28 protein-coding genes and 1 pseudogene are annotated in these 26,455 nt (G+C 64.0%); 16 read left to right on the plus strand and 13 right to left on the minus strand.

Annotation, left to right across the window (positions count from 1 at the left end; genetic code table 11):
- Window positions 1–16: 16 nt before the first annotated feature.
- Window positions 17–1,372 carry an ATP-binding protein gene (locus ACQKPE_RS01075; protein ID WP_427662930.1) on the minus strand — a complete coding sequence of 452 codons (1,356 nt, stop codon included), beginning with the start codon at window positions 1,370–1,372 and terminating at the stop codon, window positions 17–19.
- Window positions 1,369–2,079, minus strand: a complete 711-nt coding sequence (locus ACQKPE_RS01080; protein ID WP_427662931.1) for a response regulator — start codon at window positions 2,077–2,079, stop codon at window positions 1,369–1,371. The genes ACQKPE_RS01075 and ACQKPE_RS01080 overlap by 4 nt, the downstream gene beginning before the upstream one ends.
- Window positions 2,080–2,247: 168 nt before the next feature.
- On the opposite strand from ACQKPE_RS01080, the gene ACQKPE_RS01085 reads away from it, so the two are divergent.
- Together ACQKPE_RS01085 and ACQKPE_RS01090 are read left to right on the plus strand one after the other, a co-directional pair.
- Window positions 2,248–3,003 carry an MlaA family lipoprotein gene (locus ACQKPE_RS01085; RefSeq protein WP_427662932.1) on the plus strand — a complete coding sequence of 252 codons (756 nt, stop codon included), beginning with the start codon at window positions 2,248–2,250 and terminating at the stop codon, window positions 3,001–3,003.
- Complete coding sequence (locus ACQKPE_RS01090; RefSeq protein WP_427662933.1) at window positions 3,000–3,224, plus strand: hypothetical protein; 225 nt, start codon at window positions 3,000–3,002, stop codon at window positions 3,222–3,224. Before ACQKPE_RS01085 ends, ACQKPE_RS01090 begins: the two co-directional genes overlap by 4 nt.
- 1 nt (window position 3,225) lies before the next feature.
- On the opposite strand, the gene ACQKPE_RS01095 is transcribed toward ACQKPE_RS01090, so the two are convergent.
- The 6 genes from ACQKPE_RS01095 to atzF all read right to left on the minus strand — a co-directional run bounded on the left by ACQKPE_RS01095 (window position 3,226) and on the right by atzF (window position 9,887).
- A complete protein-coding gene (locus tag ACQKPE_RS01095; RefSeq protein WP_427662934.1) occupies window positions 3,226–4,104 on the minus strand; it encodes a DMT family transporter in 879 nt (292 codons plus the stop codon).
- Between the two features lie 83 nt (window positions 4,105–4,187).
- The gene (locus ACQKPE_RS01100) at window positions 4,188–6,287 is read right to left on the minus strand and encodes a putative bifunctional diguanylate cyclase/phosphodiesterase (protein ID WP_427662935.1); all 2,100 of its coding nucleotides are present in this window, start codon (window positions 6,285–6,287) and stop codon (window positions 4,188–4,190) included.
- Window positions 6,288–6,401: 114 nt separating this feature from the next.
- The gene (locus ACQKPE_RS01105) at window positions 6,402–6,905 is read right to left on the minus strand and encodes a GNAT family N-acetyltransferase (RefSeq protein WP_427662936.1); all 504 of its coding nucleotides are present in this window, start codon (window positions 6,903–6,905) and stop codon (window positions 6,402–6,404) included.
- Between the two features lie 117 nt (window positions 6,906–7,022).
- Window positions 7,023–7,235, minus strand: coding sequence for a PLDc N-terminal domain-containing protein (locus ACQKPE_RS01110; RefSeq protein ID WP_427662937.1), 213 nt, complete (start codon window positions 7,233–7,235; stop codon window positions 7,023–7,025).
- A 76-nt stretch (window positions 7,236–7,311) separates the two neighbouring features.
- Window positions 7,312–8,034: a GntR family transcriptional regulator gene (locus ACQKPE_RS01115; protein WP_427662938.1), complete on the minus strand. Its 723-nt coding sequence runs from the start codon at window positions 8,032–8,034 to the stop codon at window positions 7,312–7,314.
- A gap of 50 nt (window positions 8,035–8,084) precedes the next feature.
- Window positions 8,085–9,887, minus strand: a complete 1,803-nt coding sequence (gene atzF / locus ACQKPE_RS01120) for an allophanate hydrolase (RefSeq protein ID WP_427662939.1) — start codon at window positions 9,885–9,887, stop codon at window positions 8,085–8,087.
- Between the two features lie 260 nt (window positions 9,888–10,147).
- Here atzF and ACQKPE_RS01125 point away from each other — a divergent pair, with 260 nt between their 5' ends.
- The 8 genes from ACQKPE_RS01125 to ACQKPE_RS01160 all read left to right on the plus strand — a co-directional run bounded on the left by ACQKPE_RS01125 (window position 10,148) and on the right by ACQKPE_RS01160 (window position 15,833).
- Complete coding sequence (locus ACQKPE_RS01125; RefSeq protein WP_427662940.1) at window positions 10,148–11,155, plus strand: GlxA family transcriptional regulator; 1,008 nt, start codon at window positions 10,148–10,150, stop codon at window positions 11,153–11,155.
- 111 nt (window positions 11,156–11,266) lie between these two features.
- On the plus strand, window positions 11,267–11,878 hold the full coding sequence (locus ACQKPE_RS01130) for a hypothetical protein (RefSeq protein WP_427662941.1): 612 nt from the start codon (window positions 11,267–11,269) through the stop codon (window positions 11,876–11,878).
- Between the two features lie 66 nt (window positions 11,879–11,944).
- The gene (locus tag ACQKPE_RS01135) at window positions 11,945–12,616 is read left to right on the plus strand and encodes a phytanoyl-CoA dioxygenase family protein (protein WP_427662942.1); all 672 of its coding nucleotides are present in this window, start codon (window positions 11,945–11,947) and stop codon (window positions 12,614–12,616) included.
- Between the two features lie 103 nt (window positions 12,617–12,719).
- Window positions 12,720–13,124, plus strand: coding sequence for an ACT domain-containing protein (locus ACQKPE_RS01140; RefSeq protein ID WP_427662943.1), 405 nt, complete (start codon window positions 12,720–12,722; stop codon window positions 13,122–13,124).
- Between the two features lie 129 nt (window positions 13,125–13,253).
- Window positions 13,254–14,528, plus strand: a complete 1,275-nt coding sequence (locus ACQKPE_RS01145) for a hypothetical protein (protein WP_427662944.1) — start codon at window positions 13,254–13,256, stop codon at window positions 14,526–14,528.
- Between the two features lie 105 nt (window positions 14,529–14,633).
- Window positions 14,634–14,804 carry a hypothetical protein gene (locus ACQKPE_RS01150; RefSeq protein ID WP_427662945.1) on the plus strand — a complete coding sequence of 57 codons (171 nt, stop codon included), beginning with the start codon at window positions 14,634–14,636 and terminating at the stop codon, window positions 14,802–14,804.
- A gap of 81 nt (window positions 14,805–14,885) precedes the next feature.
- Entirely contained in the window at window positions 14,886–15,347 is a 462-nt protein-coding gene (locus ACQKPE_RS01155) for a GNAT family N-acetyltransferase (RefSeq protein WP_427663028.1), read from the plus strand.
- A gap of 102 nt (window positions 15,348–15,449) precedes the next feature.
- Complete coding sequence (locus ACQKPE_RS01160) at window positions 15,450–15,833, plus strand: tautomerase family protein (RefSeq protein WP_427662946.1); 384 nt, start codon at window positions 15,450–15,452, stop codon at window positions 15,831–15,833.
- 60 nt (window positions 15,834–15,893) lie between these two features.
- Here ACQKPE_RS01160 and ACQKPE_RS01165 read toward each other — a convergent pair whose 3' ends face one another.
- The gene (locus tag ACQKPE_RS01165; RefSeq protein WP_427662947.1) at window positions 15,894–17,306 is read right to left on the minus strand and encodes an amino acid permease; all 1,413 of its coding nucleotides are present in this window, start codon (window positions 17,304–17,306) and stop codon (window positions 15,894–15,896) included.
- 339 nt (window positions 17,307–17,645) lie between these two features.
- On the opposite strand from ACQKPE_RS01165, the gene ACQKPE_RS01170 reads away from it, so the two are divergent.
- The 5 genes and pseudogenes from ACQKPE_RS01170 to ACQKPE_RS01190 form a co-directional block, all read left to right on the plus strand.
- Window positions 17,646–19,076 carry a PLP-dependent aminotransferase family protein gene (locus ACQKPE_RS01170; protein WP_427662948.1) on the plus strand — a complete coding sequence of 477 codons (1,431 nt, stop codon included), beginning with the start codon at window positions 17,646–17,648 and terminating at the stop codon, window positions 19,074–19,076.
- A gap of 72 nt (window positions 19,077–19,148) precedes the next feature.
- Window positions 19,149–19,556 carry an SRPBCC family protein gene (locus ACQKPE_RS01175; RefSeq protein WP_427663029.1) on the plus strand — a complete coding sequence of 136 codons (408 nt, stop codon included), beginning with the start codon at window positions 19,149–19,151 and terminating at the stop codon, window positions 19,554–19,556.
- A gap of 112 nt (window positions 19,557–19,668) precedes the next feature.
- Entirely contained in the window at window positions 19,669–20,655 is a 987-nt protein-coding gene (locus ACQKPE_RS01180) for a zinc-binding dehydrogenase (RefSeq protein ID WP_427662949.1), read from the plus strand.
- Between the two features lie 125 nt (window positions 20,656–20,780).
- Window positions 20,781–21,716, plus strand: coding sequence for a cyclase family protein (locus tag ACQKPE_RS01185; RefSeq protein ID WP_427662950.1), 936 nt, complete (start codon window positions 20,781–20,783; stop codon window positions 21,714–21,716).
- A gap of 102 nt (window positions 21,717–21,818) precedes the next feature.
- Window positions 21,819–22,274 (plus strand): annotated as a pseudogene (locus ACQKPE_RS01190) (SDR family oxidoreductase); the annotation flags it as partial.
- 1 nt (window position 22,275) lies between these two features.
- On the opposite strand, the gene ACQKPE_RS01195 reads toward ACQKPE_RS01190, so the two are convergent.
- The 3 genes from ACQKPE_RS01195 to ACQKPE_RS01205 all read right to left on the minus strand — a co-directional run bounded on the left by ACQKPE_RS01195 (window position 22,276) and on the right by ACQKPE_RS01205 (window position 24,507).
- Window positions 22,276–22,998, minus strand: a complete 723-nt coding sequence (locus ACQKPE_RS01195) for a hypothetical protein (RefSeq protein ID WP_427663030.1) — start codon at window positions 22,996–22,998, stop codon at window positions 22,276–22,278.
- A 77-nt stretch (window positions 22,999–23,075) separates the two neighbouring features.
- Window positions 23,076–23,819: a sulfite exporter TauE/SafE family protein gene (locus tag ACQKPE_RS01200; RefSeq protein WP_427662951.1), complete on the minus strand. Its 744-nt coding sequence runs from the start codon at window positions 23,817–23,819 to the stop codon at window positions 23,076–23,078.
- A gap of 55 nt (window positions 23,820–23,874) precedes the next feature.
- Window positions 23,875–24,507, minus strand: a complete 633-nt coding sequence (locus tag ACQKPE_RS01205) for a LysE family translocator (protein ID WP_427662952.1) — start codon at window positions 24,505–24,507, stop codon at window positions 23,875–23,877.
- Window positions 24,508–24,652: 145 nt separating this feature from the next.
- Between ACQKPE_RS01205 and ACQKPE_RS01210 the strand changes: the two genes are divergently transcribed.
- On the plus strand, window positions 24,653–25,135 hold the full coding sequence (locus tag ACQKPE_RS01210) for an Lrp/AsnC family transcriptional regulator (protein ID WP_427662953.1): 483 nt from the start codon (window positions 24,653–24,655) through the stop codon (window positions 25,133–25,135).
- A gap of 13 nt (window positions 25,136–25,148) precedes the next feature.
- Here the strand turns inward: ACQKPE_RS01210 and codA are convergent, their stop codons facing one another.
- Complete coding sequence (codA, locus tag ACQKPE_RS01215) at window positions 25,149–26,387, minus strand: cytosine deaminase (RefSeq protein WP_427662954.1); 1,239 nt, start codon at window positions 26,385–26,387, stop codon at window positions 25,149–25,151.
- Window positions 26,388–26,455 lie beyond the last annotated feature (68 nt).

The raw sequence follows: 26,455 nt of genomic DNA on the forward strand, positions 1-26,455 counted from the left end.
CGCAGTAGCCAGGGCCTTACCCCATCGGCAACTCCACCCGGGCCTCTAGCCCACCTTCACGCCGGTTGCGCAAGGTCACGCTGCCGCCCTGCTCCAGCACGATCGCCCGCGCCGCCGGCAACCCCAGGCCCACCCCGCCGGTTTGCGGGTTGCGCGACCCCTCGATGCGAAAGAACGGCGCGAACACCTGCTCCTGCAACGCCGGGGGAATACCTGGGCCACGGTCCAGCACACGGATCTGCACCTGCTCGGCCCGAACCCTCAGTTCAACCACCGCCTCACCCGCATACTTGAGCGCATTGTCGATCAGGTTCACCAGCACCCGACGGATCCCCACTGGTCGCCCCACGTACACACAGCGTTGAGGGTTGTTGAAGACCACGCACGCGCCGGCATCCTTGAAGTCATCCACCACGGTTTGCAACAGGCCGCCCAAGTCGAATGCGGTGGTCTGCTCCAGGCGCGCGTCATCGCGGAAGAACTCCAGCGCGGCGTTGACCATCGCCTGCATCTCGTCCACATCCTTGAACAGCTTGGCCTGCAACTGCGGATCGTCGATGAATTCTGCGCGCAGGCGCAGGCGCGTCAGCGGCGCGCGCAGGTCGTGGGAAATCGCCGCGAGCATTTGCGTGCGGTCGTTGAGAAAGTGCTTGAGCTGGGCCTGGGTGGCGTTGAACGCCAGGATGGCTTGGCGCAAGTCGTGGGGGCCGACCACCGGGATGGGCGGGGCGTTGAAGTCCTTGCCGAAGCGTCGCGCGCCCTCGGCGAAACGCTCCAGAGGCCGCGCCAGGTAGCGGGTCGCGAGCAAGGCCACGCCGACACTGGAAACCAGCATCAGGGCAATCACCACCAAGGTACGGGCCCAGCCATCCAGGCCCCAGCTGCGCGATGGGGCCTGAAACAATACCCAGGAGCGGTCCGACAGCTCGATCATCAGCGCATAGCCGCTGCCTGCAATATGCTCGGGCAGGTCAGCAGGCTCGTAGGCCAGAATCTGGGCCTGCGGTCGATTCAGCAGGCGACGCAGCAGCGGCGTGCCGTCGCGAAACTCCGGCTCATCGAGCATCGGCATGCCAGCGTCCGCCCACTGGCCGAACCATCGCGCGGTGTACGAAGGGTCACCCGCCGCGCGCGCCAGCTCCGGGCGCAATGCCACGGGCGCGGCTTCAAGCATGCGGGTGACAGTGGCCAGCCGCTCGATCAGACCACTTTGCATCAATGGCGGCTGCGCCCAGGCGCCCACCAGCAGGTTCGAGGCCCATTTCAGCCCCAGCAGCACCAGCATCGCGCTGAGGGTAGTCAGGGCGATCCAGCGGGCGATGGTGACCCTAGGCCGACGCAGCCGCAGGCGCATCCAGGCAAGCACGCTCACCGCTTCACCACCGTGGGGGTGAACAGATAGCCGACATTGCGCAGGGTGCGAATCAAGGGCTCGGCGCCCTTGTCGTGCTCGAGCTTCTGGCGCAGGCGGCTGACCTGCACATCGATGCTACGGTCATAGGCCTCGTGCGCCTCGCCACGGGCCAGGTCGAGCAATTGCTGGCGGCTGAGCACCCGCCGCGGGTGCTCGGCGAACACCAGCAGCAGCTCGAACTCGCCATTGGTCAAGGGAATCATCACCTGGTCGGGAGAGCGCAGTTCGCGGCGCACCACATCCAGCTGCCAGCCTGCGAACTCCAGCGTGCTGCGCGGGTTACCCGGCGCCAGGCCGGGCGTTTCGCCGGCCCTGCGCAACACCGCCCGCACCCTGGCCAGCAGCTCGCGAGCGGCGAAGGGTTTGGTCAGGTAGTCGTCGGCGCCCAGCTCCAGGCCCACTACCCGGTCGCTCAACTCGCCCATGGCGGTGAGCATGATCACCCCCACCTTGTGCTCGGCCAACAGGCGCTGGCACAGCACCAGGCCGCTTTCGCCGGGCAGCATCACGTCGAGGATCACCAGGTCCGGCACCCGTTGCTCGAGCGCCCGCCAAAGCCCCGCCCCGTCGCTGGCTACGGCGACGTCGTAGCCATGCTGGCAGAGAAACTTCTGCAGCAGGTCAAGCACCTCGACATCATCGTCGACAATCAGCAAATGGCTCACAACAGGGCACCGCAGGCAGGAACATGAGCGGCTATTTAAGACCATCAGACCTGCGCCGTCATATATTTCAACCGGGAAACAAAGCTGCAAAATCGAGATAAACCGGACATTCGCGGGCAAGAATGACAGCGCAGCATCGGCGCCACTTCTTACCTCAGGAAAGTGCCCATGCTCGCCTCGCTTCCCACTCGCCAGGTTGCCCTGGTCTTGTCGCTGCTCGTTGCGGGCGGTTGCAGCCAGCGCCCAACCACCGCTTCACCCTGCGTGATACAGGTGCACGACCCCGCAGAATCGATCAACCGCGGCGTGTTCGCCTTCAACCGCACGCTGGACGACTACGTGTTGGCACCCGTGGCCCGAGGCTACACCGCGCTGCCAGGTTTCATGCAGTCAGGCGTGCATAACTTCGCGGCCAACTTCGGCGAGCCCAAGGTGTTCATCAACGATGTGCTGCAAGGCAACGGCCAACGCTCGTTGACCACCCTGACACGCTTCATCTTCAACACCACGCTCGGCGTAGCGGGCCTGGTGGATGTTTCCGGGCGCATGGGCCTGGAACGCCATGACGCCGACTTCGGCCAGACCTTCGGGGTGTGGAACATCGCCGACGGGCCGATCGTCGAGCTGCCGTTGCTGGGCTCGCACAACGCCCGCGACGCCGTGGGCCAGGTGCTGAGCTTCGCCGTCGACCCTTTGGGCAGCAGCGACACGGTCGAGGCCATGGGCAATGCCGCGACCGTTGGTGGCGTGGTCGATGGCCGCGCCGAGGCGCTACCGCTGACCGACGCGCTGCGGGAAATACCGGACTACTACCAAGCACTGCGCGATACCAACGCCCAGCGCCGCAGCCAGTTCGTCGCCGACGGCAAGGTCGGCGCCGTGGGCAAAAGCACCTTCGATTGCCAACCCGGAAACCACCCATGAACGACGCCCGCCTGATGCTGTTCCAGCGCCACGAAAACACACCGCACCAGCCCCTGCGGGTACATGAGCTCGAAGCACGCTTGTCGGACGATGGCCGTAGCCTGGTGATCAGCCGCTATCTCGAGCAATACCAGCCCGGAAGACCAACAGCACGGCGCGAGGTCAGCCACCAGGTGCCAATTGCGGCATTACTGCGCTGGATGGCCAAGGAAGGCGGATAAACTATTTGCCGCGCTGCATCCAGGCCGCTCCCAGCCCACTCAGGCAGATGATCGCGATACCCAGCAGGCTGATGGTGTCTGGCGCATGGCCGAACACCAGCAACCCCAGCAACCCGGCAAACACGATCTGGCAATAGCCGAACGGCGCCAGCAAGGCCGGTGCTGCGTGGCGGAAGGCCTTGGTCAGCAGCAGGTGCGCGGTCATGCCGCAACCGCCCAAGGCCAGCATCAGCGGCACATGTTCCCATTGCGGGGCCTGCCAGAAGAACGGCACCAGTGCAGTCATCACCAAGGTGTTGCACAGGCCTGCGTAGAAGTTGCTGGTGGTCGGGCTGTCGTAAGCGGCAACTACACGGGTCAGCAGCTGGTAGAAGCAGAACCCCAGCGCCGAGCCGAAAGGGAAGAGAATTTCCGGGGTGAACATCGCCCCGCCCGGGTGCACCACCACCAGCACGCCGATAAAGCCCATCACCACCGCCACCCATTGCCCAACACTGACGCGCTCCTTGAGCAGCGGCGCCGACAGGGCGGTGACCAGCACCGGGGCGAGGAAGTTGACGGCGGTGGCCTCGGCCAGTGGCAGGTATTGCAGGCCGGCGGTGAACAGCAGGCTGGTGCTGAGCAGGCTCAGGGCACGCAGGGTTTGCAGCAGCGGCTTGCGGGTACGCAGTACCGCCAGGCCGGCCCTTGGCATGAAGATGCCGGCCATCAGCAAGGTATGCACCACGTAGCGCACCCACACCACCATGATCACCGGGTACAACCCGCCGAGAAACTTCGACAGCGCGTCATGGCTGGCGAACAGGAAGGTAGCCACCACCACCAGGACGATGCCGCGCAAAGGCTGGTTGACACCGGACAACGGGGTGCTGGAGGTCATGGGCTTCTCGAGTCGGCAGGTAAGGCCGATTCTAGAAGAGTTCGGGCGGGTTGATAAACCCGCCCAGGTCAATGCCTAGGGTTTCACTCGCCTTTGAGCACCGTCACGGCCTTCAAGCGCTGGCTCGCCGGGGCAGGCCGGCCGTACAGGTAACCCTGGAAGTGCGAGCAGCCCTCGGCCGCCAGGCGCTCCATCTGCTCGGCCGACTCCACGCCCTCGGCAGTGGTCTTGATCATCAGGCTGTTGGACAGCTCGGTGATGGCACGGATGATCGACATCGCCTCGCGGCTGTCGCACATGTCGTGGACGAACGACTTGTCGATCTTGATGCGGTCGAAGGGGAACGAGCGCAAGTAGCCCAGCGACGAATAACCGGTGCCGAAATCGTCCAGCGAGATCGACACGCCCAGGTCCTTCAGCGCCCGCAGGGTGCGCACGTTTTCCTCGCTGTTGCCCAGCAGTACCGACTCGGTGATCTCAAGCTCCAGGCGCCGCGCCGGCAACCCCGAGTCGGACAACGCCAACGCCACGGTGTCGATCAGACCGGCATTCTTGAACTGCACCGGTGACAGGTTCACCGAGACGGTCTGCTCGCTGTCCCAGGTCACGGCCTCCTGGCAAGCCAGGTTCAGCGCGCGGGCCCCCAGCTCGTGGATCAGCCCGGTTTCTTCGGCGATGGGGATGAAGTCCATCGGCATGACCATGCCACGGGTAGGGTGTTCCCAACGCAGCAGCGCCTCGTAGCCGGTAATGCTGTTGGTTTGTTGGTCCACCACGGGCTGGTAATGCAACTGCAAGTGCCCCAGATGCAGGGCGGTGCGCAGGTCGGTTTCCACCAGGCGGCGCTGGCGCGCGGCGACATCCAGCTCGACATTGAAGCACTCGTAGCGGTTGCGCCCATTGCGCTTGGCCTCGTACAGCGCCATGTCGGCATAGCCCAGCAACTGCTCGGCCTGGTCGTGGTCCTCGGGGGAGAAGGCGACGCCGATGCTCACGCCCACGGAGAACTGGTGCCCCTCGATATGGAACGGCGGGCAAACGGCATCGATCAAGCGCTGGGCGGTGTTGCAGGCGGCCTCACAGTTGTCCAGGCCGCCCAGCACCACGGCGAACTCGTCGCCGCCGAGCCGGGCCAGGGTGTCGTGCTCGCGTAGCTCGCGGCGCAGGCGCTTGCCCAGGGCACGCAGCAGCTTGTCGCCGAAGGCGTGGCCCAGCGAGTCGTTGATGTTCTTGAAGTTGTCCAGGTCCAGGCACAGCGTTGCGGTCAGTTTGTTGCTGTCCGCGCCACGGCCCAGGGCCTGCTTGAGGCGCTCGTGGAACAAGGTGCGGTTGGGCAAACCGGTCAGTGCGTCGTGGTGCGCCATGTGGTGGATTTGCGCATGCGCGGCCAGCTCTTCGGTGGCGTCCTCGGCGATGAACAGCACGTAGTCGGCCTGCCCTTCGCGGTTCTGGCTGAGCAGCGCGCGGCTGCGCAAGGTGCGCGGGCCGCAGGCGGTGTCGACGCGAGTCTCGTCCATGTAACCTTTGCTGGAGCGCGCACCGCGCGACAGCTGCTGCTCGAGGAACTCGGCGGCAGACGGCACCACGCACTCCCCTGGCAAAGCCCCGATCATGCTCGCCCCCTGGCCACCGAACAGCCGCTCGGCATGCTGGTTGGCCAGCAGGATGCGCTGGGTGTCGAGGTCCTGGACGATGACCGAGGCAGGCATGTTGGCGATCACCGAGTCGAGGAAGCGCGACAGCGTGCTCATTTCCTGGCTGTACTGCTCGGCCAGTTCCTTTGCCTGCAACAGCTCCAGCTCGTAGCGATGGCGCTCGGAAATATCGCGGGTGACCTTGGCGAAACCCACCAGGCGGCCTTCGTCGTAAACCGCCTCGATCACCACATGGGCACGAAACGCCGAGCCATCCTTGCGCAGGCGCCAGCCCTGCTCCTCGAAACGCCCGGTACTGCGCGCCAGCTCCAGGTTCTGCGCAGGCACCCCGGCCTGGCGCTCCACTTCGCTGTAGAACAGCGAATAGTGCTGACCGACGATTTCGCCCGAGGTGTAGCCCTTGGCCCGTTCGGCGCCTGGGTTCCAATTGGCGACGAGCCCTTCGGGGGTCAGCATGTAGATGGCGTAGTCCGCCACACTCTGGATCAACAGCCGGTACATGATGTCGGGGTTTGCGGCGAACGACATGGGGATTACCTGAACCTGCGGGAGCAAAATCGGAATAATGGCATTATGCCGTTTAGTTTGGGCTTTTGTGATAGGGGTCACAGAAAAACTTGTCTAAAACGCTACCCAAACGATTCAGTGACGTGCTGGGGTAACCAGGAAGTTCAGCAGCCCAGGGTCGTCGTCCAGTGCAATCGAGCGCACCGGGCGTGGCAGGTCGGCGACCAGCGCCTGGCAGAAGGCGACGGCGGGGGCATCTTCGCGGTAGCAGCGCAGCAGCCAGTCATGTTCGCCCTGGCACAGGAGCTGCCCCGCGACAGCAAGGCCGATGCCCTGACGCCGGTAGCGCTTGAGAATGAACAGGTCGGCCAGCTCCAGGGCGTCGATGCCTGGCAGCTCGCTGCGCTCGACCAGCACGAAGCCGGCGATGATGCCATCGACCAGCACCAGGCTGGCGCTCCAGCCGGGGCTTTGCCAATAGCGGTCCATGTGCGCATCGTGCAGATAGAAACGGCCATCGACCTCGACGTCCTCGGCCTCCCAGTCGGACGACTCGTAGGCGTAGAACTGGTAGAGGTTGCGGATGATGCCCGCTTGCTCGGGATGGGTAGGCAACAGTTCCAGGGTGGCGGCTGGCATCGGCTGGGCTCAAGGACGATGAGGGCCCAGGATTCTACCGGTCCGGACAGGATTTTCCGAGGCAGGCAGACGACCGGATAGGCAGCGCCGCGGGTGCGCTGCCCTTCCCAAGCCCCTTCACTTCTCTTCCAGCACTGCCCTGCCCTTCACGGCCCGCGGCCCACGCCAGGCCCAGAACAGCAGGCCAGGGAAAGGTGCATAGACCACGAACACCACCCACAGCATCTTGCGCTCGGCCCGTCGGTCGCTGCCGATGATGTGCCAGATCGCCAGGATCTCCAGCAGGATGACCACGGCGGCGATAGCGATCCAGAAAAGTCCCAGTTCCATGACGTTCTCCTGTAGGCATGTACTGGGTTGGGTTGCGCGGGGCGGTCAGGGTTCATTTGGATCTTGCTGCGACCGGTCAACCACCGCCCGCCATCGCTTGCTCGCGGGTGCTTTGCAGCATGTGCAAGGTGATGGTGTGCACCTGAGCCTTGCTCACCTCGATGTGCGCGCGCAGCTGATGCTGGGCATCGTCGCAGCGCCGCTCGAGGATCGCCTGGAGGATGCTGGCATGCTCCTCGTAGGTCAGGTTCACCCGTTGCGCCTGGGTGAAATCCAGGCGGCGGATGATGCGGATCTGCTCGCTCACCTGCGCATGCAGCCGGGCCATCTCGGTATTGCCCGCCGCCTCCACCAGCTGGCAGTGGAAACGCTCGTCCAGCCGCGACACTTCGCGGCCATCCTCCAGGCGTTGCTGCGCCGGCACATGCCACACTTCGCGCAGCGCTGCCAATGGCACCGGCAGCTCGCCCTCGGGACGCTGGCAGAGACGGCGCACCGCCTCCAACTCGAAGACGATACGCACGTCGTACAGCTGCTCGAAGTGCTTGAAATCGAACGGTCGCACCTGCCAGCCGCTGCGAAACAGCACGTCCAGGTAACCTTCGCGCTCCAGGCGGTGCAGCGCCTGGCGCACCGGGGTGCGGCTGACCTGCATGCGCTCAGCCACCTCACCCTCGCTGAAGCGGTCGCCGGGAATCAGGCGGAACTCGAAGATATCGTCCTTGAGCTGGGCGTAGATCTGCTCCACCAGGTTTTCCGGACGGGGCTTGGCGCCGCGCTTGGGGTCGATCACTTGCATTCAGGCATCCTCCAACCGCTAACCCGTGCGGTACTGAACGTGCGTAGGTCTCAAGCCTGGGTCGGGCGGGCAGCCTGCGCTGCGACGAAGGCGCGCCAGCCGCCGAAACTGGTGATGTCGCGGGCATTGCCCAGTGCCAGCGGTTCGCAGATGAAGCCCTTGACCCAGCGTCCGTCGGCCAGTTGCAGGTTGCCGATGCCAAGTGGGGCCGGGATCTCGGCGACGAACTCGCCGAAGCGCGCCACGGGGATGTCCCACAGCTCGACGATGATCGCGCTGCCATCCTGGGCGCGGGCCAGGCCCGGTTTGGGCGGCACCGTGCCTTCCAGGGCGTAGAGGCGGTAGTCGGTACTGGTGAAGGTTTGCTCCACCAGCACTGCATTGCGGGTGGTGAGCTGATGGTTGAGCGGCATCCCGGTCAGGTGCGCACCGACCACCGCCACCCGCACGCAATCGCCTGATTGCAACGCTGGCGCGAGCGCGCCCAAGGGTTGCCCGGTGGCGCCCAGCGGCAGAGCTACAGCGGCTTGCCAGCGCTGGCCGAAGTCGGCCAGGGCCTGGTCGTGCCAGGCCGGGGCGATCAAGGTGATGCCGCTGGGCAGGCCGTCATCGCGCAGGCCTGCCGGTAGTGCCAGGGCGCTGAGGTCGGCGAGGTTGGTGAAGTTGGTGTAGATACCGAACTGGCTGTTGAACAGCACCGGCTCCTCGGCCATTTCCGCCTGGGTGCGGTGAGTGGGTGACGTCGGCACCACCAGGGCGTCGAAGCCTTCCAGCGCGGTTTCGATACGACGTGCCAAGGCAGCGCGGCGGTACTCGGCCTTGAAGGTGTCGCAGGCGCTGTATTGGTGGCCGTTGGCGACGATACCGCGCACCACCGGGTCCATGTGCTCGGCGGCCACGCCTTCGGTGGCCGCGGTGCGCTCGGCGACCCAAGGGCCGTAGTACAGCTCTTCGGCCAGCTCGCGGAAGGGGCTGAAGTCGATCGCGGTAATGCTTGCGCCCTGCTCACGCAGCTGGGCCACGGCTTGCTCGAACACTGCCTGGTTCTGCTGGTCACCGAAGAACTCCAGCACATCCGGCACCGCCAGCTTCGGCGCCTTGCCGATGGCCACCGGGGCACGCTGCGGGTTGCGGCGCGAGTACGGGTCGGCGGCGTCGAAGCCACCGGCAAGGCGGGCCACGGCCTGGGCATCGGCAACGGTCAGGGCGAAGATCGAGATGCAGTCGATGGTTCGGCAGGCGGGTACCAAGCCGGTGTTGGGCAGCCAGCCCTTGGTTGGCTTGAGCCCGACGATATTGTTGAAGCCCGCCGGCACACGGCCGGAACCCGCGGTGTCGGTGCCGAGCGAGAACGCCACCAGGCCGCGGGCGACCACGCTGGCCGAGCCTGAGCTCGAGCCGCCGCTGACATAGGCCGGGTCGAAGCTGTTGGGCACGGCGCCAAAAGGCGAGCGAGTGCCGACCAGGCCGGTGGCGAACTGGTCGAGGTTGGTCTTGCCGATCAGTACCGCTCCTGCTGCACACAAGCGCGTCACGACCGTGGCGTTGGCATCGACCATATGGCTGAAGGCAGGACAGGCAGCGGTGGTCGCCCAACCGGCGGCATCGATATTGTCCTTGATGGCGAACGGCACTCCGTACAGCGGCAGGGCGTCGAGGTTGCCACCGTGCTCGGCCAGCGCCACGGCCAGACGGTCCAGCTGGGCGCGCAATTGTGCGTCACTGGCGCGGCTGATCCAGGCAGTGTCCTGGTCGTCGAGGCTGGCCAGCAGGCTGCCAAGCAGGTCGGAGGGCGTTGCACCGGCGCGGTACGCATCGAGCCAGCCAGTGAAGGTGAGGGGGAAGGCGCGCATCGTCTGAGTTCCATCTTGTATCCAAGTTGATGAAGCCTCTAACAAGGACCATGCCACTCTTGGTCTTTATATATAAATCAATCAATTGAGCATTAATCGAGGTCAGGCGCACTGACCTCGATGCGCACTTTTCGGGCCGATGCCCTATGCGGGCCCCGTCGCGGTGCAATACACCACCGCCCTCCCCTGTCAGCACCGATTGTGTTTCCCCAAGACTCCCAGCACACTCCTCAGCGCCCGCGAAGGAAACGGAGTCCGCAGTGCCCACGCCACGTCAGTTCAGCAAGAAGACCAGCACCACCAACATGCTGCGGCTCAAGCCCGGCGCGGGCCAAACGCAGCCGCCCTACCAGGTCGACTTCGTGTTGCTGGAGCACTTCTCGATGGCCAGCTTTACCGTGGCCATGGACGTGCTGGTTACCGCCAACCTGCTGCGTGCCGACAGTTTCGCCTCCACCGCGCTGTCGCTGTCTGGTGACCGGGTACTGAGCGACCTGGGCCTGGAACTGTTCGCCACGCCGCTGAGCGCGCACAGCGTGCAGGCCCCGGACCTGCTGGTGATCTGCGGCGGCCTGCGCACACCGCTGAAATACCCCGAACTCGACCGCCTGCTGGCCGACTGCGCCGCCCAGGGCATGGCCTTGGGTGGGCTGTGGAACGGTGCCTGGTTCCTCGGCCGCGCCGGGGTGCTGGGCGACTATGGTTGCAGCATCCACCCCGAACAGCGCGCAAGCCTCGCCGAGCGCAGCCCGCAGACGCGCATTACCCCGGCCAGCTTCACCCTCGACCGCGACCGCCTCAGCGCCGCCAGCCCCAATGGCGCGATGGAATTGATGCTGGGCCTGGTGCGGCGCCTGCATGGCGATGCGCTGGCCGAAGGCGTGGAAGAAATCCTCTCGTTCTCCGGCGCGCGCTACCGCCAGGTGGGGCCGGGGGCGAAGAAGTCGATGAGCCTGCAACTGCGCACCATCGTCGAGTTGATGGAGAACAACCTGGAGGAAACCCTGAGCCTCGACCAGCTGGCCGCCTACAGCGGGCGCTCGCGGCGCCAGATCGACCGCTTGTTCCAGGCCCAGCTGGGCACCTCGCCAAGGCGCTACTACATGGAGCTGCGCATCACCAAGAGCCGCCGCCTGTTGCAGTATTCAGACCTGTCGGTGATGGAAGTGGCGGTAGCCTGCGGTTTCGTCTCGGTGTCGCACTTCAGCAAGTGCTACGCCGCCTATTTCGGCTACCCGCCGTCGCGTGAGCAACGCTTGGGCGAGTGAGGTACGTGGCTCATTGATTCCATCAATAGCCATCATGTTCAGCTTCAAGTTCCACTGCACCGTATGCGCGAGGAAGATAGCCACATCCCAATCTTGCTCGAGGCCTCCACCATGAAAACCGGCATGATCGCCGCCCTGATGGCCCTGCTCGCCGCACTCGGTGGCTGCGCCACACAAGCCAGCCAGGTCGGCGCACAGCCCGCCGGTCACCTCTACTCGGCCACCGAGCTGTCTAATGTGAACCTGAACCACGGGCAGCAGGTAGCGGTGCTGCTCGGGCGCAACGCCGCCGCGACGCTCGACTACCTGCAACGCCACCGTGACCAGGCGCCAGCGGCCAATGGCGAAGCCACTCCGGTCGCGACCCTGTCCGGCAACCAGGCCTATGACTGGCTGGCCCGCTCGCTGGGCCAGGCGTTCACCGAGGTGACCTTCTACGAAGACCTCGACACCCTGCTGGCCGACCGCCCCGACGTGATCGTGCTGCTCGATGCCCAGAGCCAACTGGCCAGCGCCGAAGACCAGGCGATCCAGGCCAGCGTGGTGGCGCGCTTCTTCGATGACCAGCTGACCTACATCGGCCGTGCCGAAGGCGTGGCGCGCAAGGATGTCGGCAACGCCAACCTGCTGCGCCAACTGGCCGAAGAGCGAGTGATCCAGGCCGACGCCCTGCGCCAGTTCGATGCCTCGCTCAAAGCGCTGCTCAAAGGCCCAGTGTCCTGACCCGCCCCTTGGCGCGCCGGCCGGGCTGGGGCACCATCAAGGCCCCGCACGGACGGCGCGCCCAGCATGATCGACCCTCACCTACTGCACCGAGACGGCTACAGCCTGCTGCGCGCAGCGACGCCAGGCGACTGGCTGCCAGCCCTGCGCAGCACGTTCGATGATGGGGTGCTGGCCAATTCGCAATGGCCAGTGCCACGGGGCGCGGGCTGGCGTCACGCAGCGTTGGACCTGGCGCCGCAGGTACAGGCGCTGTGCCGTCTGCCCGAGCTGCTGGCGGTGGTGGGCGAACTGATCGGCGAGCGCTTTTTCCTGTCCCAGGTGGAAGGTCGCGAACCGCTGCCAGCCCATGGCCACCAGGCCCTGCACCGGGACCTGTGCAGCGAACGCCCCGGCGACACCGCCCTGGCGATCATCTTCCTTGATGACTACGGCCCGGCCAACGGCGCGACCCGCCTGGTGCCCGGCAGCCATCGATACCCGGTAAACGCGCCGGACACCGACATCGACGAAGCGCGGTCAATATCGATGTCCGGCCTGGCGGGCGATATCCTGGTATTCGATGCCGACCTGGTCCATGCCGCCAGCCTGAACGTCAGCGGTGCTCGGCGCCGCTCGCTGCTGGTCAGCTACTGCAGCGAGCAACTGCACGCCCAGCATGCGCAGACCGCGAGCCTGCGCAATGTGCGGATGGACCTGTCCGAGCGCTTCGAGCCGCCAAGCCTTGCCGGTGCATGACGGCTCATTAGCGTTACTTATTCGTCATCAGCAGGTTTAACCACACGAAAGGCGGAATCGGGAACAATGGCGCTGTCTTTGACTCCCCCATAAGGAACCCGGCATGTCTGGCGAAACATCCATCGAGAAACTGCTGTCCGGCATGCGCCCGTCGCTGAACCCAGGTGAGTACGTGTTCTGCACTGTCCCTGACCTCGCCGTGCTGCAAGGCGCGGCGCCAGTCGGCAGCTTCCGCGAGCAGGAAGGCCTGACGGTAATCCTCGAACGCAGCGAGGCCCAGGCACTTGGCCTGCACTACGACTACCTCGCCGCGTGGATCACCCTGACCATCCATTCGTCGCTGGAGGCCGTGGGTTTGACCGCCGCGTTCGCTACTGCACTTGGGAATGCGGGCATCAGTTGCAATGTAATTGCCGCCTATTACCACGATCACATCTTCGTGGCGGTGCAGGATGCACAGCGGGCGATGGCGGTGTTGCAGGGGCTAGCTAAGAGGGGGGGAGCCTGATAGGACCCGTAATATAGGCTATCGGCCAATCCTTCCAATTCGAGCCGGCGCAATATCATAATGCCACCCAACTGATCGCGAGGTGCCCTCGCGGCTGTACAAATCGATTGATGCAAGGATGTGTGCTTGATGAGCGAACAAGTGGAAGAGCGTGCGGATAAATCTGCACCGATTTTTTTCTCGAACCTGATCCAACAGCTTCAAGTGGCCGAAGAAAAGTTAAAAGCCAGCCTCGGCGATGGTACGGATGAAAAGAAACGTAAGCTCAGGGAGTTTACGCTCGTCAGCTTGGGTTACTTCTGGAAGTTTTCAGATTCCGCCGATAAGCTCAGCCTGTATTGCATTGAAGTTTATGGTGGAGAATTTAAGAACGCACTCCAAATTTTCTGCACCGACAACGCCTCTGACGCTCAGACCTTGGAACAGCTGGCTGTGCATTGCTACCTGTTCGTCACGGAAATTCAAATTTGTGCCCCCTATGGTACGCCGGCCACGCTGCGGGGGTGGAGTGACGCACTGGATGACACTTACTTCAAGGACTTTACCTGCCAGCTGATGTATCGAAATGCACGGCAGAGCTTGATCATCGGAATCATTCGAAGCTATCTGCACCACAAGGACATGGTCACCTTGGCAGAGCTGCCACGTACGATCAGCCAGGGTGTTGTTTTCAAGGAAAACCTGGATCAGGTGTTGGGGAAGAAACATCAAGAGGTTACCCAACTCAAAGAACAACTGGATAAGTACGAGAAGAGCTTCAACTTCCTCGGTCTCAACCGTGCATTCAGGGTCATGCGCACGCAGAAAATCAAGGAAGCAAGAAACACCCTAGTATTCTTGGTGTGTCTGGGTGTAATCATGAGCGTTCCACTGGGACTCAAGGTCGTCGCAGGTCTATTTTCCAGTGACTCAAGCGCCAATACCCAAGTAACGGTTGCCACCACACTCGCAGGGCCCGCAGCCACGCCTCCAGCTGCACCGAATGCCTCTGCTACTGCCCTCACCACCAATGAAGCGGCACCCTCGACAACGAAGCCCATCGACACAGCCACCAAGGCCAAAGATGTCGAAGACTCAACAGCGAAATACCTGAAGCAAATTCTACCGCTACTGGCCTTCTTCGGCTTCGAGCTAGTCATGCTCTACTTCTTCAAGGTGGTATTGCACAGCTACCGATCAGTAAAAGCCCAATTGCTGCAGATCGACCTGAGAATCGCCTTGACCCAGTTCGTCATGAAGTACTCGGAGTACGCACGTGATGCCAAAGGTACTAACAACAGCACGCTGGAGCGTTTCGAGCAGGTCATCTTTAGCGGCATCGTGGGTGGAGACAGCGAGATACCATCCACCTTCGACGGGCTGGACCAGGTGGTGAAAGTACTGGAGAAAGTAAGACCATCGTAGCCGTTGGTGCCTGGCAAGTAGAAGATTTGCCAGGCGTCTCTAGGTACGGCCCGAAACATCGGGCACTATCTTGACTCAGGACTTCACCACGCCTAGGAGGCCCCCATGAAAACGTTCTCACGCCTGAGCCTGCTGCTTCTGGTCGTCGGCACGCTACTGGGCGACATCGTGCTGGCCAGCATCGGCCTGGTGGGGGTCTGCACCGTGGCAGTGCTGCATGAGCTTCGCCAAGATGACTCGCCTGCGCCTTCCCCTTCTTCAACATTCATCGCCTGACTCACTCGGCCCAGCCCCCATGGATCAACGCCTTCAGGAGCAACACCTTTGACCGCCCCCGTGACAACCTTCTACCTGGAGATGACCTGCGCCAACGACTTGAAGGCCAAGCCACCTCGCGACGACCTACACATCGTCGAATGCGAAATCCCGCAGCCGCAACTCAACCGCTTCCTCTATCAGCTGGTGGGCTCGGTCTGGAACTGGACCGACCTCAACAGCTGGAGCGATGCCCAGTGGCAGGCCGTGGTCGAGCTGGAAGGCCACCGCACCTGGGTGGCCTACCATCGCGGCGCCATCGCCGGCTACTTCGAGCTGTACCGCCCCGATGGCAGCGATGTGGAGATTCGCTACTTCGGCCTGGCCCCGCAATTCATCGACCAAGGGTTTGGCGGTGTGCTGCTCAGCCAGGCGATCACCCAGGCCTGGGCCTGGCCAGGGACCCGCCGCGTGTGGGTGCACACCTGCTCGCTGGACCACCCTGCGGCACTGGCCAACTACAAGGCGCGCGGCATGCGTCTTTACAAGGAAGAGGTGGAGTGATTTCGGCGAAGGCCTGGGCGATCAACGCATCGCGGAATTCGGACTTAGGGTAGCTATCCTATTGTTCGTAACTTGTCGTTGCCCCCTCTCCAGGAGACCGCCATGCCGCTCGTGCGTATCGATATCCGGCGACACCCCGACCCCAACCACCTGCAAACCATCGGCAAGGTGGTCTATGGGGCCTTGCGCAGCGCGATCAACGTGCCAGAGCACGACAACTTCCAGGTGTTGACCGAGCACGATGGCGAACGCCTGGTGTACGACCCGCAGTACCTGGGTATCGCCCGCTCCGACGAGCAGGTGTTCATCCAGATCACCTTGAGCGAAGGGCGCACGCTCGATCAGAAGAAGTTGCTGTACAAGACCATCGCCGAAGGGCTGGCGAGTGAGGTGCAGGTCAGGCCGGAGGATGTCTTCATCAACCTGGTGGAAGTGAAGAAAGAGAACTGGTCATTCGGCAACGGTATCGCCCAGTACGCCCTGTGACGAAAAAGCCCGCTCCTCGGGGTCGTTATCGACCCCATGAGCGGGCTTGTTGCATAGGAATCAGCGCTGCTTGCTGGTACGCGCCTGGTGCACCACGCCCATCGCCACCACCACGGCAGCGGCGATGCCGGTGGAAATCACCAGGATCTGGTAGTCAGGCATGAACGCCATCACCACCAGGCACACCACGATGAAGGCGATCACCAGGTAGGTCAGCCACGGGAACAGCCACATCTTCAGGCGGATCTCCTTGCCCTCGGCCAGCAACTTGCGGCGCATGCGCAGTTGCGAGAAGGCGATGACCAGGTACACCAGCAAGGCGATCATGCCGGTGGTGTTCATCAGGGTTTCCAGCACGTCTTTCGGGCGCAGGGTCTCGCTGAAGTTGATCAGCGCACAGAGCACCGCCACTGCGCACGACCCCATGATCGCGTACACCGGCACACCAGTTCCGGTGCGGGTGATCTTGAAGAACGACGGCGCGTCACCCCGCTGGCCCAGGGAGAAGAGCATGCGCGAAGCGGTGTAGTGACCGGAAATCAGGCAACTGCTCACCGAGGTCAGCACCACGAAGTTCATCAGCAGCTCGGCATAGGGCACGCCCAACAGCTCCAGAGTGCGGCGGTAGGCGCCGTAGCCGGACTCACCCAGGTGCGGGTCGTTCCACGGCACCAGGCAGACGATCAGGAAGATCGAACCGACGTAGAACAGGCACACCCGCCATACCACCGAGTTGGTGGCCTTGACGATCTGCCCGGCCGGGTCCTTGGACTCGGAGGCCGCGATGGTGACGATCTCGGCGCCGAGGAAGGCGAACATCACCCCCAGCAACGCCCCCACCACCGTGGTGATGCCATTGGGCATGAAGCCCTCGGACGTGAGGTGACCGATACCGCGCACCTCGCCGAACTGCCAGATATTGAACACCGCCGCAGTACACACGATCAGGAAGCAGACGATCGCCACCACCTTGATCAGCGCGAACCAGAACTCGAACTCGCCATAGTGCTTGACGTTGAAGAAGTTGACGGTAATCAACACCAGGGTGGTGGCCAACACGAACACGTTGACGCTCACACCGGGAAACCAGCCATGCAGGATCTTGCCCGCCACGTAGGCTTCCCAGGCCATGAGAATGACCCAGTACCACCAGTACAGCCAGCCGATGGTGAAGCCGGCCCAACGGCCGATGGCGCGGTCGGCGTAAGTGGAGAAGGAGCCAGTGTCCGGAGAGGAGGTGGCCATTTCGCCCAGCATGCGCATGATCAGCACCACCAGGATGCCGCCGGCCAGGTACGCCAGCACCGCCGCAGGGCCGGCGCTATGAATCACGCTGCCGGAGCCGACGAACAAGGCGCCGCCGATGACCCCGGCGATCGACATCATCGTCAGGTGCCGCGACTTGAGCGCCGCGTTGAGCTGGCTCTCGGGCTCGCTTTTCGCGGCGGTGGTGGATGTAGATGTTGCGTCCATCAGTTGTGTACCCCGTGCTTCTTTTTATCCAAGGAAAAACTGTGAAACCCCGACGTCCTGCGACAACGCGCAGCCATCGGCCTCACCTTTACATCAGCGCTATGCGGGCAGGAGGTGTGCGAGACACACGCAGGCCATCCGTGGCGGCCTGCTGAACGCGCCCGAGACGGACCGCTCGGGCGAACTGAACTGGCGATATATGTCACCTAATGTAAAAATGTCGGACACAGAGAGCCATGCACAGTGGTGTGAAATCCGCACTGCACTGTACAGGCCGCCCATGCAATACACCCGAGACACCCCGCAGGTGCTTGGCGTTACGCACACCTGAAGGCCCCCATGCTGCAACTACATCCCGACGCGCCGACCCCGCTGGTCAACCAGATCATCGACGGGTTGCGCGAACTCATCGACAACCAGACCCTCAAGCCCGGCGCCAAGGTGCCCTCGATCCGCGCCTTCGCCGCGACCTACTCGGTCAGCACCTTCACCGTGGTCGAGGCATACGACCGCCTGGTGGCCCAGGGGCTGCTGGTCAGCCGTGGCAATGCCGGCTTCTTCGTCAGCCGCGCGCTGGGCGAGCTGCTCGACAGCCCCAGCCCGGAAGCCGACAGCGCCCGCCCCGCGTTCAATTCCGAGTGGTACTTGCAGCAGATCTTCGAAACCCGCCAGCTGCCGTACAAACCCGGCTGCGGCTGGTTGCCCAACGACTGGATGTACGAGGACGGCCTGCGCCGCGGCCTGCGCCAGGTGGCCGGCAGTCCCTTGGAGTTGTCCGGCTACGGCGACCCGATGGGCCTGTCCGAGCTGCGTGCGCTGACCGCGCAGAACCTGCAACAGGAGCTGTCGATCGTCGTCAACCCGGCGCAACTGATGCTTACCCACGGCGCCAGCCAGGCCCTGGACCTGGCGGTACGCACCCTGGTGAGGCCGGGCGACGTGGTGCTGGTGGACGACCCCGGCTACCCCAACCTGATGAGCATCCTGCGTTTCCAGGGCGCGACCCTGGTGGGCGTGCCCCGCACCCCGGCCGGCTACGACCTGGACCACCTCGAACACCTGCTAAATCACCACCGCCCAACCCTGTTCTTCACCCAGCCGCACCTGCACAGCCCAACCTGCTCGCGCACCCCGCTGGCACAGTTGCACCGCCTGCTGCAATTGGCGTCGCGCCACGGTTTCCGGCTGGTGGAAAACAACCTCTACGCCGACATGATCGCCGAGCCGCAGCCGTGTCTGGCCAGCCTCGACCACCTGCAACAGGTGGTCTACGTGGGCAGTTATTCGAAAAGCATTTCGCCGAACGTGCGGGTCGGCTACCTAATGGCCGAGCCAGGCCTGATGCAGCAGTTGCTGCACCTGAAGATGCGCTCGGGCCTGACCACTTCGCAGGTGATGGAGCGGGTGGTGTATTCGGCGGTCATCGATGGCCGTTGGCGCAAGCACCTCAAGCGCCTGCGCCAGCGCCTGGCCGAGGCCCACCAGGAAGTGGGCCGGCACCTGCACCGGCTGGGCTTCGAGCTGTTCATCGAGTCGCACGAAGGCATGTACATCTGGACCCGCCACCCCGCCATTCCAGACAGCGCCGCGCTGCTCGACGATGCGCTGGCGCAAGGCATCATGCTCGGGCCTGGGCAGTTGTTCATGGTCGATGCCCGGCCTACTGGGTGGATGCGTTTCAACGTGGCGTTCAGTGTGAACCCAGCAATGTGGGAGTTGCTCGAGAAGGTGCTGGTCAAGCATGTGCGTCGGGGTGGCGGGCTGGGCTGAAGCCACGAAGCCTCGACCGCAACGCCCAACGCGTCTACGATGCCAGCACCTCAAATCACCTGGAAGTTCCCCATGGCCCGTGCCCACGCCTCCCTGAAAACCACCCACAGCCCTGACCGTGTCTGGGCCCTGGTCGGCGGTTTCGATAACTTGCCGCAATGGCTGCCGTTCATCGTCGAAAGCACCCTCAGCGAAGGCGGTCGCCTGCGCACCTTGAAAGCTGCTGACGGCAATACCATCGTCGAGCGCATGCAAGCCTTCGATGAACAAGCGCGTACCTGCACCTACTCGATCGAGCAGAGCCCCTTCCCGATCAGCAGCTACCTCGCCACCGTGCGTGTCAGCGCCGATGGCCAGGGCAGCCTGGTGGAGTGGTTTGGCGAGTTCACCCCGGCCGGCATCAGCGAGGACGAGGCGCACGCGCTGTTCCAAGGCGTCTACGAAGGCGGTATGCAGGATCTTGCCAAAGCCTTGGGCTGACCACCGCGCATTGTTGACCTGCAATCAACACACCTTGGCCTGAAACCGCCTGTTTCCCCAGCCAGCGAACCGCTAGGCTGGGACCAGACGCTTTCCCACCAAGGAGCCCTCCATGTCGCACGACTACCTGGCCTGGGGCTGGACCCCAGGCGCCGGCCTCGACGGCCTGCGCCCCATCCGCAAACCCCTGCCTACACCCGGCCCCGGCGAAGTGCTGATCGCCAACCGCGCCATCGCCCTCAACCCGGTGGACTGGAAGATCTGCGAGTGGGGCCACCCGGCCTGGCAGCAAGGCACAGTGCCCGGTGTGGATGGCATGGGCGTAGTGGCTGCCACCGGTGAAGGCGTCGGCCTGCCCTTGGGCAGCCGAGTGGCCTATCACCAGTCCCTGGCACGCGATGGCAGCTTCGCCGAATACTGCCTGGTCGACGCCAGTCTGGTGATGGCAGTGCCCGCGCACCTGGAAGATGCCGCCGCCGCAGCACTCCCCTGCCCGGCCCTGACGGCCTGGCAGGCGCTGGCCAAGATACCGGAGGGCGCCAGCCGCGATGTGCTGGTGGTCGGCGCCGGGGGCGCGGTGGGTTTCTATCTCGCGCAGCTTGCGTTACAGCGTGGCCTGCAGGTCTGGGCCACGGCGAGCCCGCGCCATCATGCAACCCTGAGAGCGCTGGGTGTGGTCGGCGTGTTCGACTACCGGGCCCACGACTGGCAGGCCCAGTTGCAAACAGCCCTCGGGGAACGCCCGCTGCATGCACTGTTCGACACAGTCAGCGGCGCCCACGCCAGCGGCCTCGCCTCGCTATTGGGCTACAACGGCCACTTGGTGTGTATCCAGGATCGCCAGGAAAGCGCCCCACTGCCCGCGTTCAGCACCGCGATATCGCTGCATGAAGTGGCGCTCAACAGCATTCATGCCCATGGGCAGTTGCTCGACCGCCAGCAGCTGAAAGCCCAGGGGCAACAGTTGTTGCAGCAGATGGCCGATGGGCGGTTGGTGGCACCGCAACGTCAGGCGTTCGACTTTGCCGAATTGCCGCAGGCGCTCAATAAACTCAAGGAAGGTAACCAAGGCGGGAAATGGGTGGCTCTCTTGCCCTGAGGCACTGCGTGCCCTGCGAAACGGCCCTTGCCTGGCGCGCAAAACTCCTTGTCCGGCAGAAGCCTTTTTCCCACCGAAGCCTCTGCCCAGAATCTCCCGAAGCCTTCAACCTCCAGGAGATACTAATGACCCCCTTCAAACCCCTGCTACTCGCCGCCGCCCTTACCGCCACCACCCACACCACCCTGGCCGCCGACTGGCAACAATCGCCCTACGGCAGCCAGGACGAGATCGGTGCCGCCAACCTGCTCACCCCCGATGTGGTCAAGCAGGCCGCGCAGCTGATCAAGACCGGCAAGACCTACCCCCTGGCCGTGCCGGTGAGCAAGGACCTGCCAGCCTTCCGGCACCGCAGCTTCCACCTCTACAACATCCAACCGGGCGAGCAGGCCGGGCAGACCCTGGGCCGCAATCGGTTCACCTTCAACGATGAACTGGTCAACGGCTGGACCGGCGTCGGCACTCAGCTCAACGGCATCGGCCATATCGGTATCGACAATGTCTACTACAACGGCAACCACGCCGCCGACTTCGTCACCGTCGAGGGCGTGACCAAGCTAGGGGTCGAGAAGGTGCCGCCCATGGTCACCCGGGGCGTGGTGCTGGACATGACCGCCCACTACGGCAAGGCCATCGTCCCTGGCGGTACCGTGTTCAGCGTGGATGACCTCAAGGCGGTGCTGACGAAGCAGGGGCTCATCCTACGCAAGGGCGATGTGGTGCTGTTCAACACGGGTTGGTTGGAGCTGATCGGCAAGGACAACGCGCAGTTCCTCGCCACCGAACCTGGTATCGACCTGCCTGCCGCCCAGTGGCTGGCCGACCAGGGCATCGTCGCCTTCGGTGGCGATACCTGGGCCTCGGAGGTGTACCCCAACCCCAGCGGCGAAGAATTCCCGGTCAACCAGTTCATGCTGGCCAAGCGCGGCATCTATAACCTGGAACTGATCGACACCCGCGCGCTGGTGCGCGACAAAGCGTTCGAATTCATGTTCGTGCTGGGCCAACCGTTGTACAAAGGCTCCACACAGGTGAACATCAACCCCGTGGCGATTCGCTAAAAAGACTTATGCGCCAAGCACTTAACCAAAACAACCGGAGCCCTACATGGATCTAGGTATCAAAGGCCGCTGGGCCATCGTCTGCGCGGCCAGCCAGGACCTGATGCCAACATGCTCGCGCCCATCGAGCTGATCAAGGCGGTGGTCGATGGCATGGCCGAGCGCGGCTTCGGGCGGGTGATCAACATCACCTCTGGCGCGGTCAAGGCGCCCATCGAAGTGCTCGGGTTGTCCAACGGTGCCCGCAGCGGCCTCACCGGTTTCATCGCTGGGCTTGCGCGCCAGCAGCGCCTGGCCGGGCGCAACGTGACGCTGAACAACTTGCTACCTGGGGCGTTCGACACGGCGCGGTTGCAGAAAACCTTGCAAGCGGCGAGCGCCGCAACTGGCGATGTGCAAGCCACCGCCCAGGCGCGCCGCCAAGCGATTCCTGCGGCGCGCTTCGGCAGTGCCGAGGAGTTCGGGGCGTATTGTGCATTCCTGTGCAGCGCACAGGCCGGGTACGTGACCGGGCAGAACCTGCTGATCGATGGCGGGGCCTACCCGGAAGCGTTCTGATTCAGCGGGCTGCTCGTCGCCCAGGCCAACGCCAGGCCAGCAGCAGCAAGGCCAGCAGCGACACCCCCAGCAGCCCGACCAGCACCTGCGCATAGCGCGCCACCCAAGCCTGGAAGCCCTCGACCTGGCGCATCACCTGCACATCGGCAGCGCCATCGGCATGCACGATGCTGATGCCGGCCTGCCGGACTTGCGAGTAGTCCGCATCGAAGTACACCCACACCTTGCTCGACGCCCCCGGCGCGATGGCAGGAATGTCGATCAAGTTGGTGGCGTCATCGGGAATCGTATCGTTACCGGCATCGTCGCGTACCTGCACCAGCCCCTTGACCGGCAGGCGGATATGCACATCCTTCACCGGCGTGTCGCCGTGGTTGTGCAGGCTGATGACCAGCCCCGTGCGGTGGTCCACCAGGCCCGCCTCGAAGGGCTTGGCGAACAACTGCATATAGGGCGCCTGGGCCAGACCCACCAGCCGCTCCACCTGCTCGCGGGCCAGCGCACCCTGGGCGATGGCTTCTATACCAGCTTGCAGGCGCTCGTACTTGAGCTGGTCGTTGGCCTGGCTGATGCGTTCGCTGAACTGGCTTGGGTAGGTCAGGTACTCGTAGGACAGGCTGGCCTGCAACCTTCCCGCGTCACGCCACAGCGCATGCAGCGACACTGCGGCCACCGCAACGACCAGCACGCCCGCAAGGGCTTTCCCGACTTTTTCCCAACTCACCTTGAGGGTTCCTTGTTTCTGCATGGCGGTCACAGACCGGGGCAAGCGTGCCAAGTTCAAGGGCCACAGGCAAGCACTCAGCGCGTCAGCAACACCGGCAGCGAAGCCAGCAGCATGGCGACCCCGGACAGGGTCAGCAGCCCCAGCACCACACGGCGGAAGGCCTGTTCGCTGATGCCGAGGTACAAGCGCGTGCCCAACAAGGTCGGCACGGCCATCGCCAGGGCCACCACGGCGAACGACGGCAGTAGCTCGACGGTCACCAGCCCCGTGCCCAGGTAGGTGAGCATAGTCACCAGCAGCATCGACAGGTTGAAGTTCTGGATCACCGCGCGCTGGGTATCGCGATCGAAGCCGCGCAGCGTGCACCATAGCGTCGGCACGGTGCCGGTGAACCCGCCGATGCCGCCCAGCACACCGCCCAGCAACCCGACCGTGCCGTCGGCCAGGCGCCCGCCGCGCAGCCTCGGTAGCCTGGGTGCCGCCAGCATCAGCGGGCACCACAGCACCAGCAGCGTACCGAACACCGCCTTGAACCAGAGCATGTCCAGGTACGGCAGCACCCACACGCCCAGTGGAATGCCCAGCAACCCGCCGATCACGAAGGGCCACAGCAAGGCCCAGCGAAACCCTCGGCGTACGCAGAACAGCGCGATCAGCTGGCCGGTCAGGCTGCCGAACACCGTTAGCACGGCAGCCACGCGAGGCTCAAGGCCCCAGGCCCAGAACGACATGGCCACCATGCCGAAGGCAAAACCGGAAAGGCCCTGGACGAAACCGGCGACAACGGCCCCCAGGGCAATGAGGTAGAGAGGGTCCATGAGCAGTCCGTGCAGCGAGGCGAACCGGCATTCTAGACCAATGCCAGCGGCGCCATCACTGGGGGCGGCCAATCAGTGCCAGGCGCAGCCCGAAGCCGATCAGCAGGGTAGCGAAAGTCCAGCGCTGCATCAGTTGCATCCGCGGGCGACGGGCCATCCAGTAGCCGAGTGCCGCGCCGACCATGGCATAGAACACATCGAACACCAGGCCCACCAGCACCAGCACCACCCCAAGCAGCAGGAACTGCCCTGCCACATCGCCCGCACCGGTCTCGATGAACTGCGGCATCAGCACCGAGCAGAACAGCAACGCCTTGGGGTTGCTGATGTTGGTCAGCAGGCCGCGCCAGGCTGCTGCGTGATAGGCACGCCGCGGAATCGCCAGCGCACCGTCGACCGTTGGCACCAGGCTCGGCGCCCGGGCGATACGGATGCCCAGCCATACGAGGTACGCCACGCCAATCGCCCGCACCACCTCGAACGCCCAGCCGACATTCTGCAACAGGACCGCCAGGCCCAGTGCGGCCAAGGCGACGTGTGCCGCACGGGCCACCCCCAGCCCGATGGCGGTGGCCAAGGCAAAGCGCCGGCCCTGGGTGCTGGAAATCTGCAACACCAGGATCATGTCCGGCCCCGGGACCAGGTACGCCACGACCAATGCACCGATAAACAACTCTAGGTTTGCCATGTTCGCCTCGCTTGCAGGTGGGTTTACATAGGTAAAAAGCTTACCCAGTAGCCCATCTGCACGCGTTGCGTATTACGCTACACATACCAATATTATTGGCATATCGTGCCATCCATAACGATTACTGACCTGGTTTATGCCAATCATGAAACTGGACAATCTCGACCGCCGTATCCTCGCCGCTCTGCAACGCGACGGCCGCCTGACCAACGTGCAACTGGCCGAGGAAGTGGGCCTGTCGCCCTCCCCGTGCCTGCGCCGGGTACGCCTGCTGGAAGAAGCCGGGCTGATTCGCGGCTATCACGCCCAGCTCGATCGCGACGCTATCGGGCTTGGGCTCACCGTGTTCATCGGGGTGAAGGTGGAGCGGCACAGCGAGGCTTCGTCGACCGCGTTTCGCCAGGCGGTGATCGAGCTCAACGAAGTGGTGTCGTGCCACCTAGTGTCGGGGGAGTCGGATTTTCTGTTGCAGGTGGTGGTGCCGGACCTGCGCGCCTATGAGCGGTTCCTGATGGAGTCGCTGCTGAAGGTGCCGGGGGTGAGCGATATCCGCAGCAACTTCGCGATCGCTGCGGTGAAGGAGCAGACCGGCTTGCCGCTGGGGCACCTGCCGCAAGCCGCGACCTGAAAGCCCAACGCGCTCAGGCGAAACGTTGCACCTGCGCCGGCGTACGACGCATCAGCACCTTGCCGCCACGCACCGACACCAGCGCCTGCCCCTGGCTACGAATCATCTCGTAGTCGTCCGGCGCCGACAGCACCAGCAGGTTGGCCGGGCGCCCGACTTCCAGGCCATAACGCTCGCCCAGGTTCAGCGTGCGTGCACTGTTGACAGTGACCAGGTCCAGCGAGCGCTGGATATCCTCGTAGCCGAGCATGTGGCAGATATGCAGCCCGGCCTCGAGAATGCGCAGGATGTTGCCATTGCCCAGCGGGTACCACGGGTCGACGATCGAGTCCTGGCCGAAGCACACGTTCAGGCCAGCGCGGTCGAGTTCGGCCACCCGGGTCACGCCACGTCGCTTGGGGAAGGTGTCGAAACGCCCTTGCAAGTGAATGCTCTCGGTCGGGCATGAGACGAAATTGATGTCTGCCTGCTTGAGCAAGCGGAACAGCTTGTAGCAGTAGGCATTGTCGTAGGAGCCCATGGCCACGGTATGGCTGGCGGTCACCCGGGCGCCCATGCCACGCACCCGCGCCTGCTCGGCCAGCACTTCGAGAAAACGCGACTGCGCGTCGTCGGTTTCATCGCAGTGCACATCCACCAGGCAGCCGCTGCGCTCGGCCAAGTCCATCAGGAACTCCACCGAGGCCACGCCATGTTCGCGGGTGTTCTCGAAATGCGGAATGCCGCCGACCACATCGGCACCGATGGCCACCGCCTCAGTCATCAGCCCGCGGCCATTGGCGTACGACTCGATGCCTTCCTGGGGAAAAGCGACGATCTGCAGGTCGACCAGATGACGCACCTCGTCACGCACCTCGACCATGGCCTTGAGCGCGGTGAGGTTCGGGTCGGTGACATCGACATGGGTGCGCACGAACTGGATGCCATGGTCGACCAGCATGCCCAGGGTCTTCTTCGCGCGGGTCTTGATGTCTTCATGGGTGGTCAGCGCCTTGCGCTCAGCCCAGCACTCGATGCCTTCGAACAGCGTGCCGCTCATGTTCCAGCGCGGCTCGCCAGCCGTGAGGGTAGCGTCCAGGTGGATGTGCGGCTCGATGAAGGGGGGAGTCACCAGGTTCTGCGCGGCGTCGATATCGTCGCGAGCCGGCGTGAAGGGGCCGGGTTGCAGGTCGATGGCGGCAATGCGCTCGCCGTCCAGCACGATGCGATAGAGGCCGTCCTTGCCGCGCAAGCGCGCATTGATGACGTTCATGGGTCTACTCCTGGCCGTGTGGACTGCTCACGAGGAACTATACACACCGGCTGCGCTGCTCGCCGAGC

Source organism: Pseudomonas sp. NPDC089554, assembly GCF_050280645.1.
In the GTDB taxonomy this organism is placed as follows: Bacteria; Pseudomonadota; Gammaproteobacteria; order Pseudomonadales; family Pseudomonadaceae; genus Aquipseudomonas.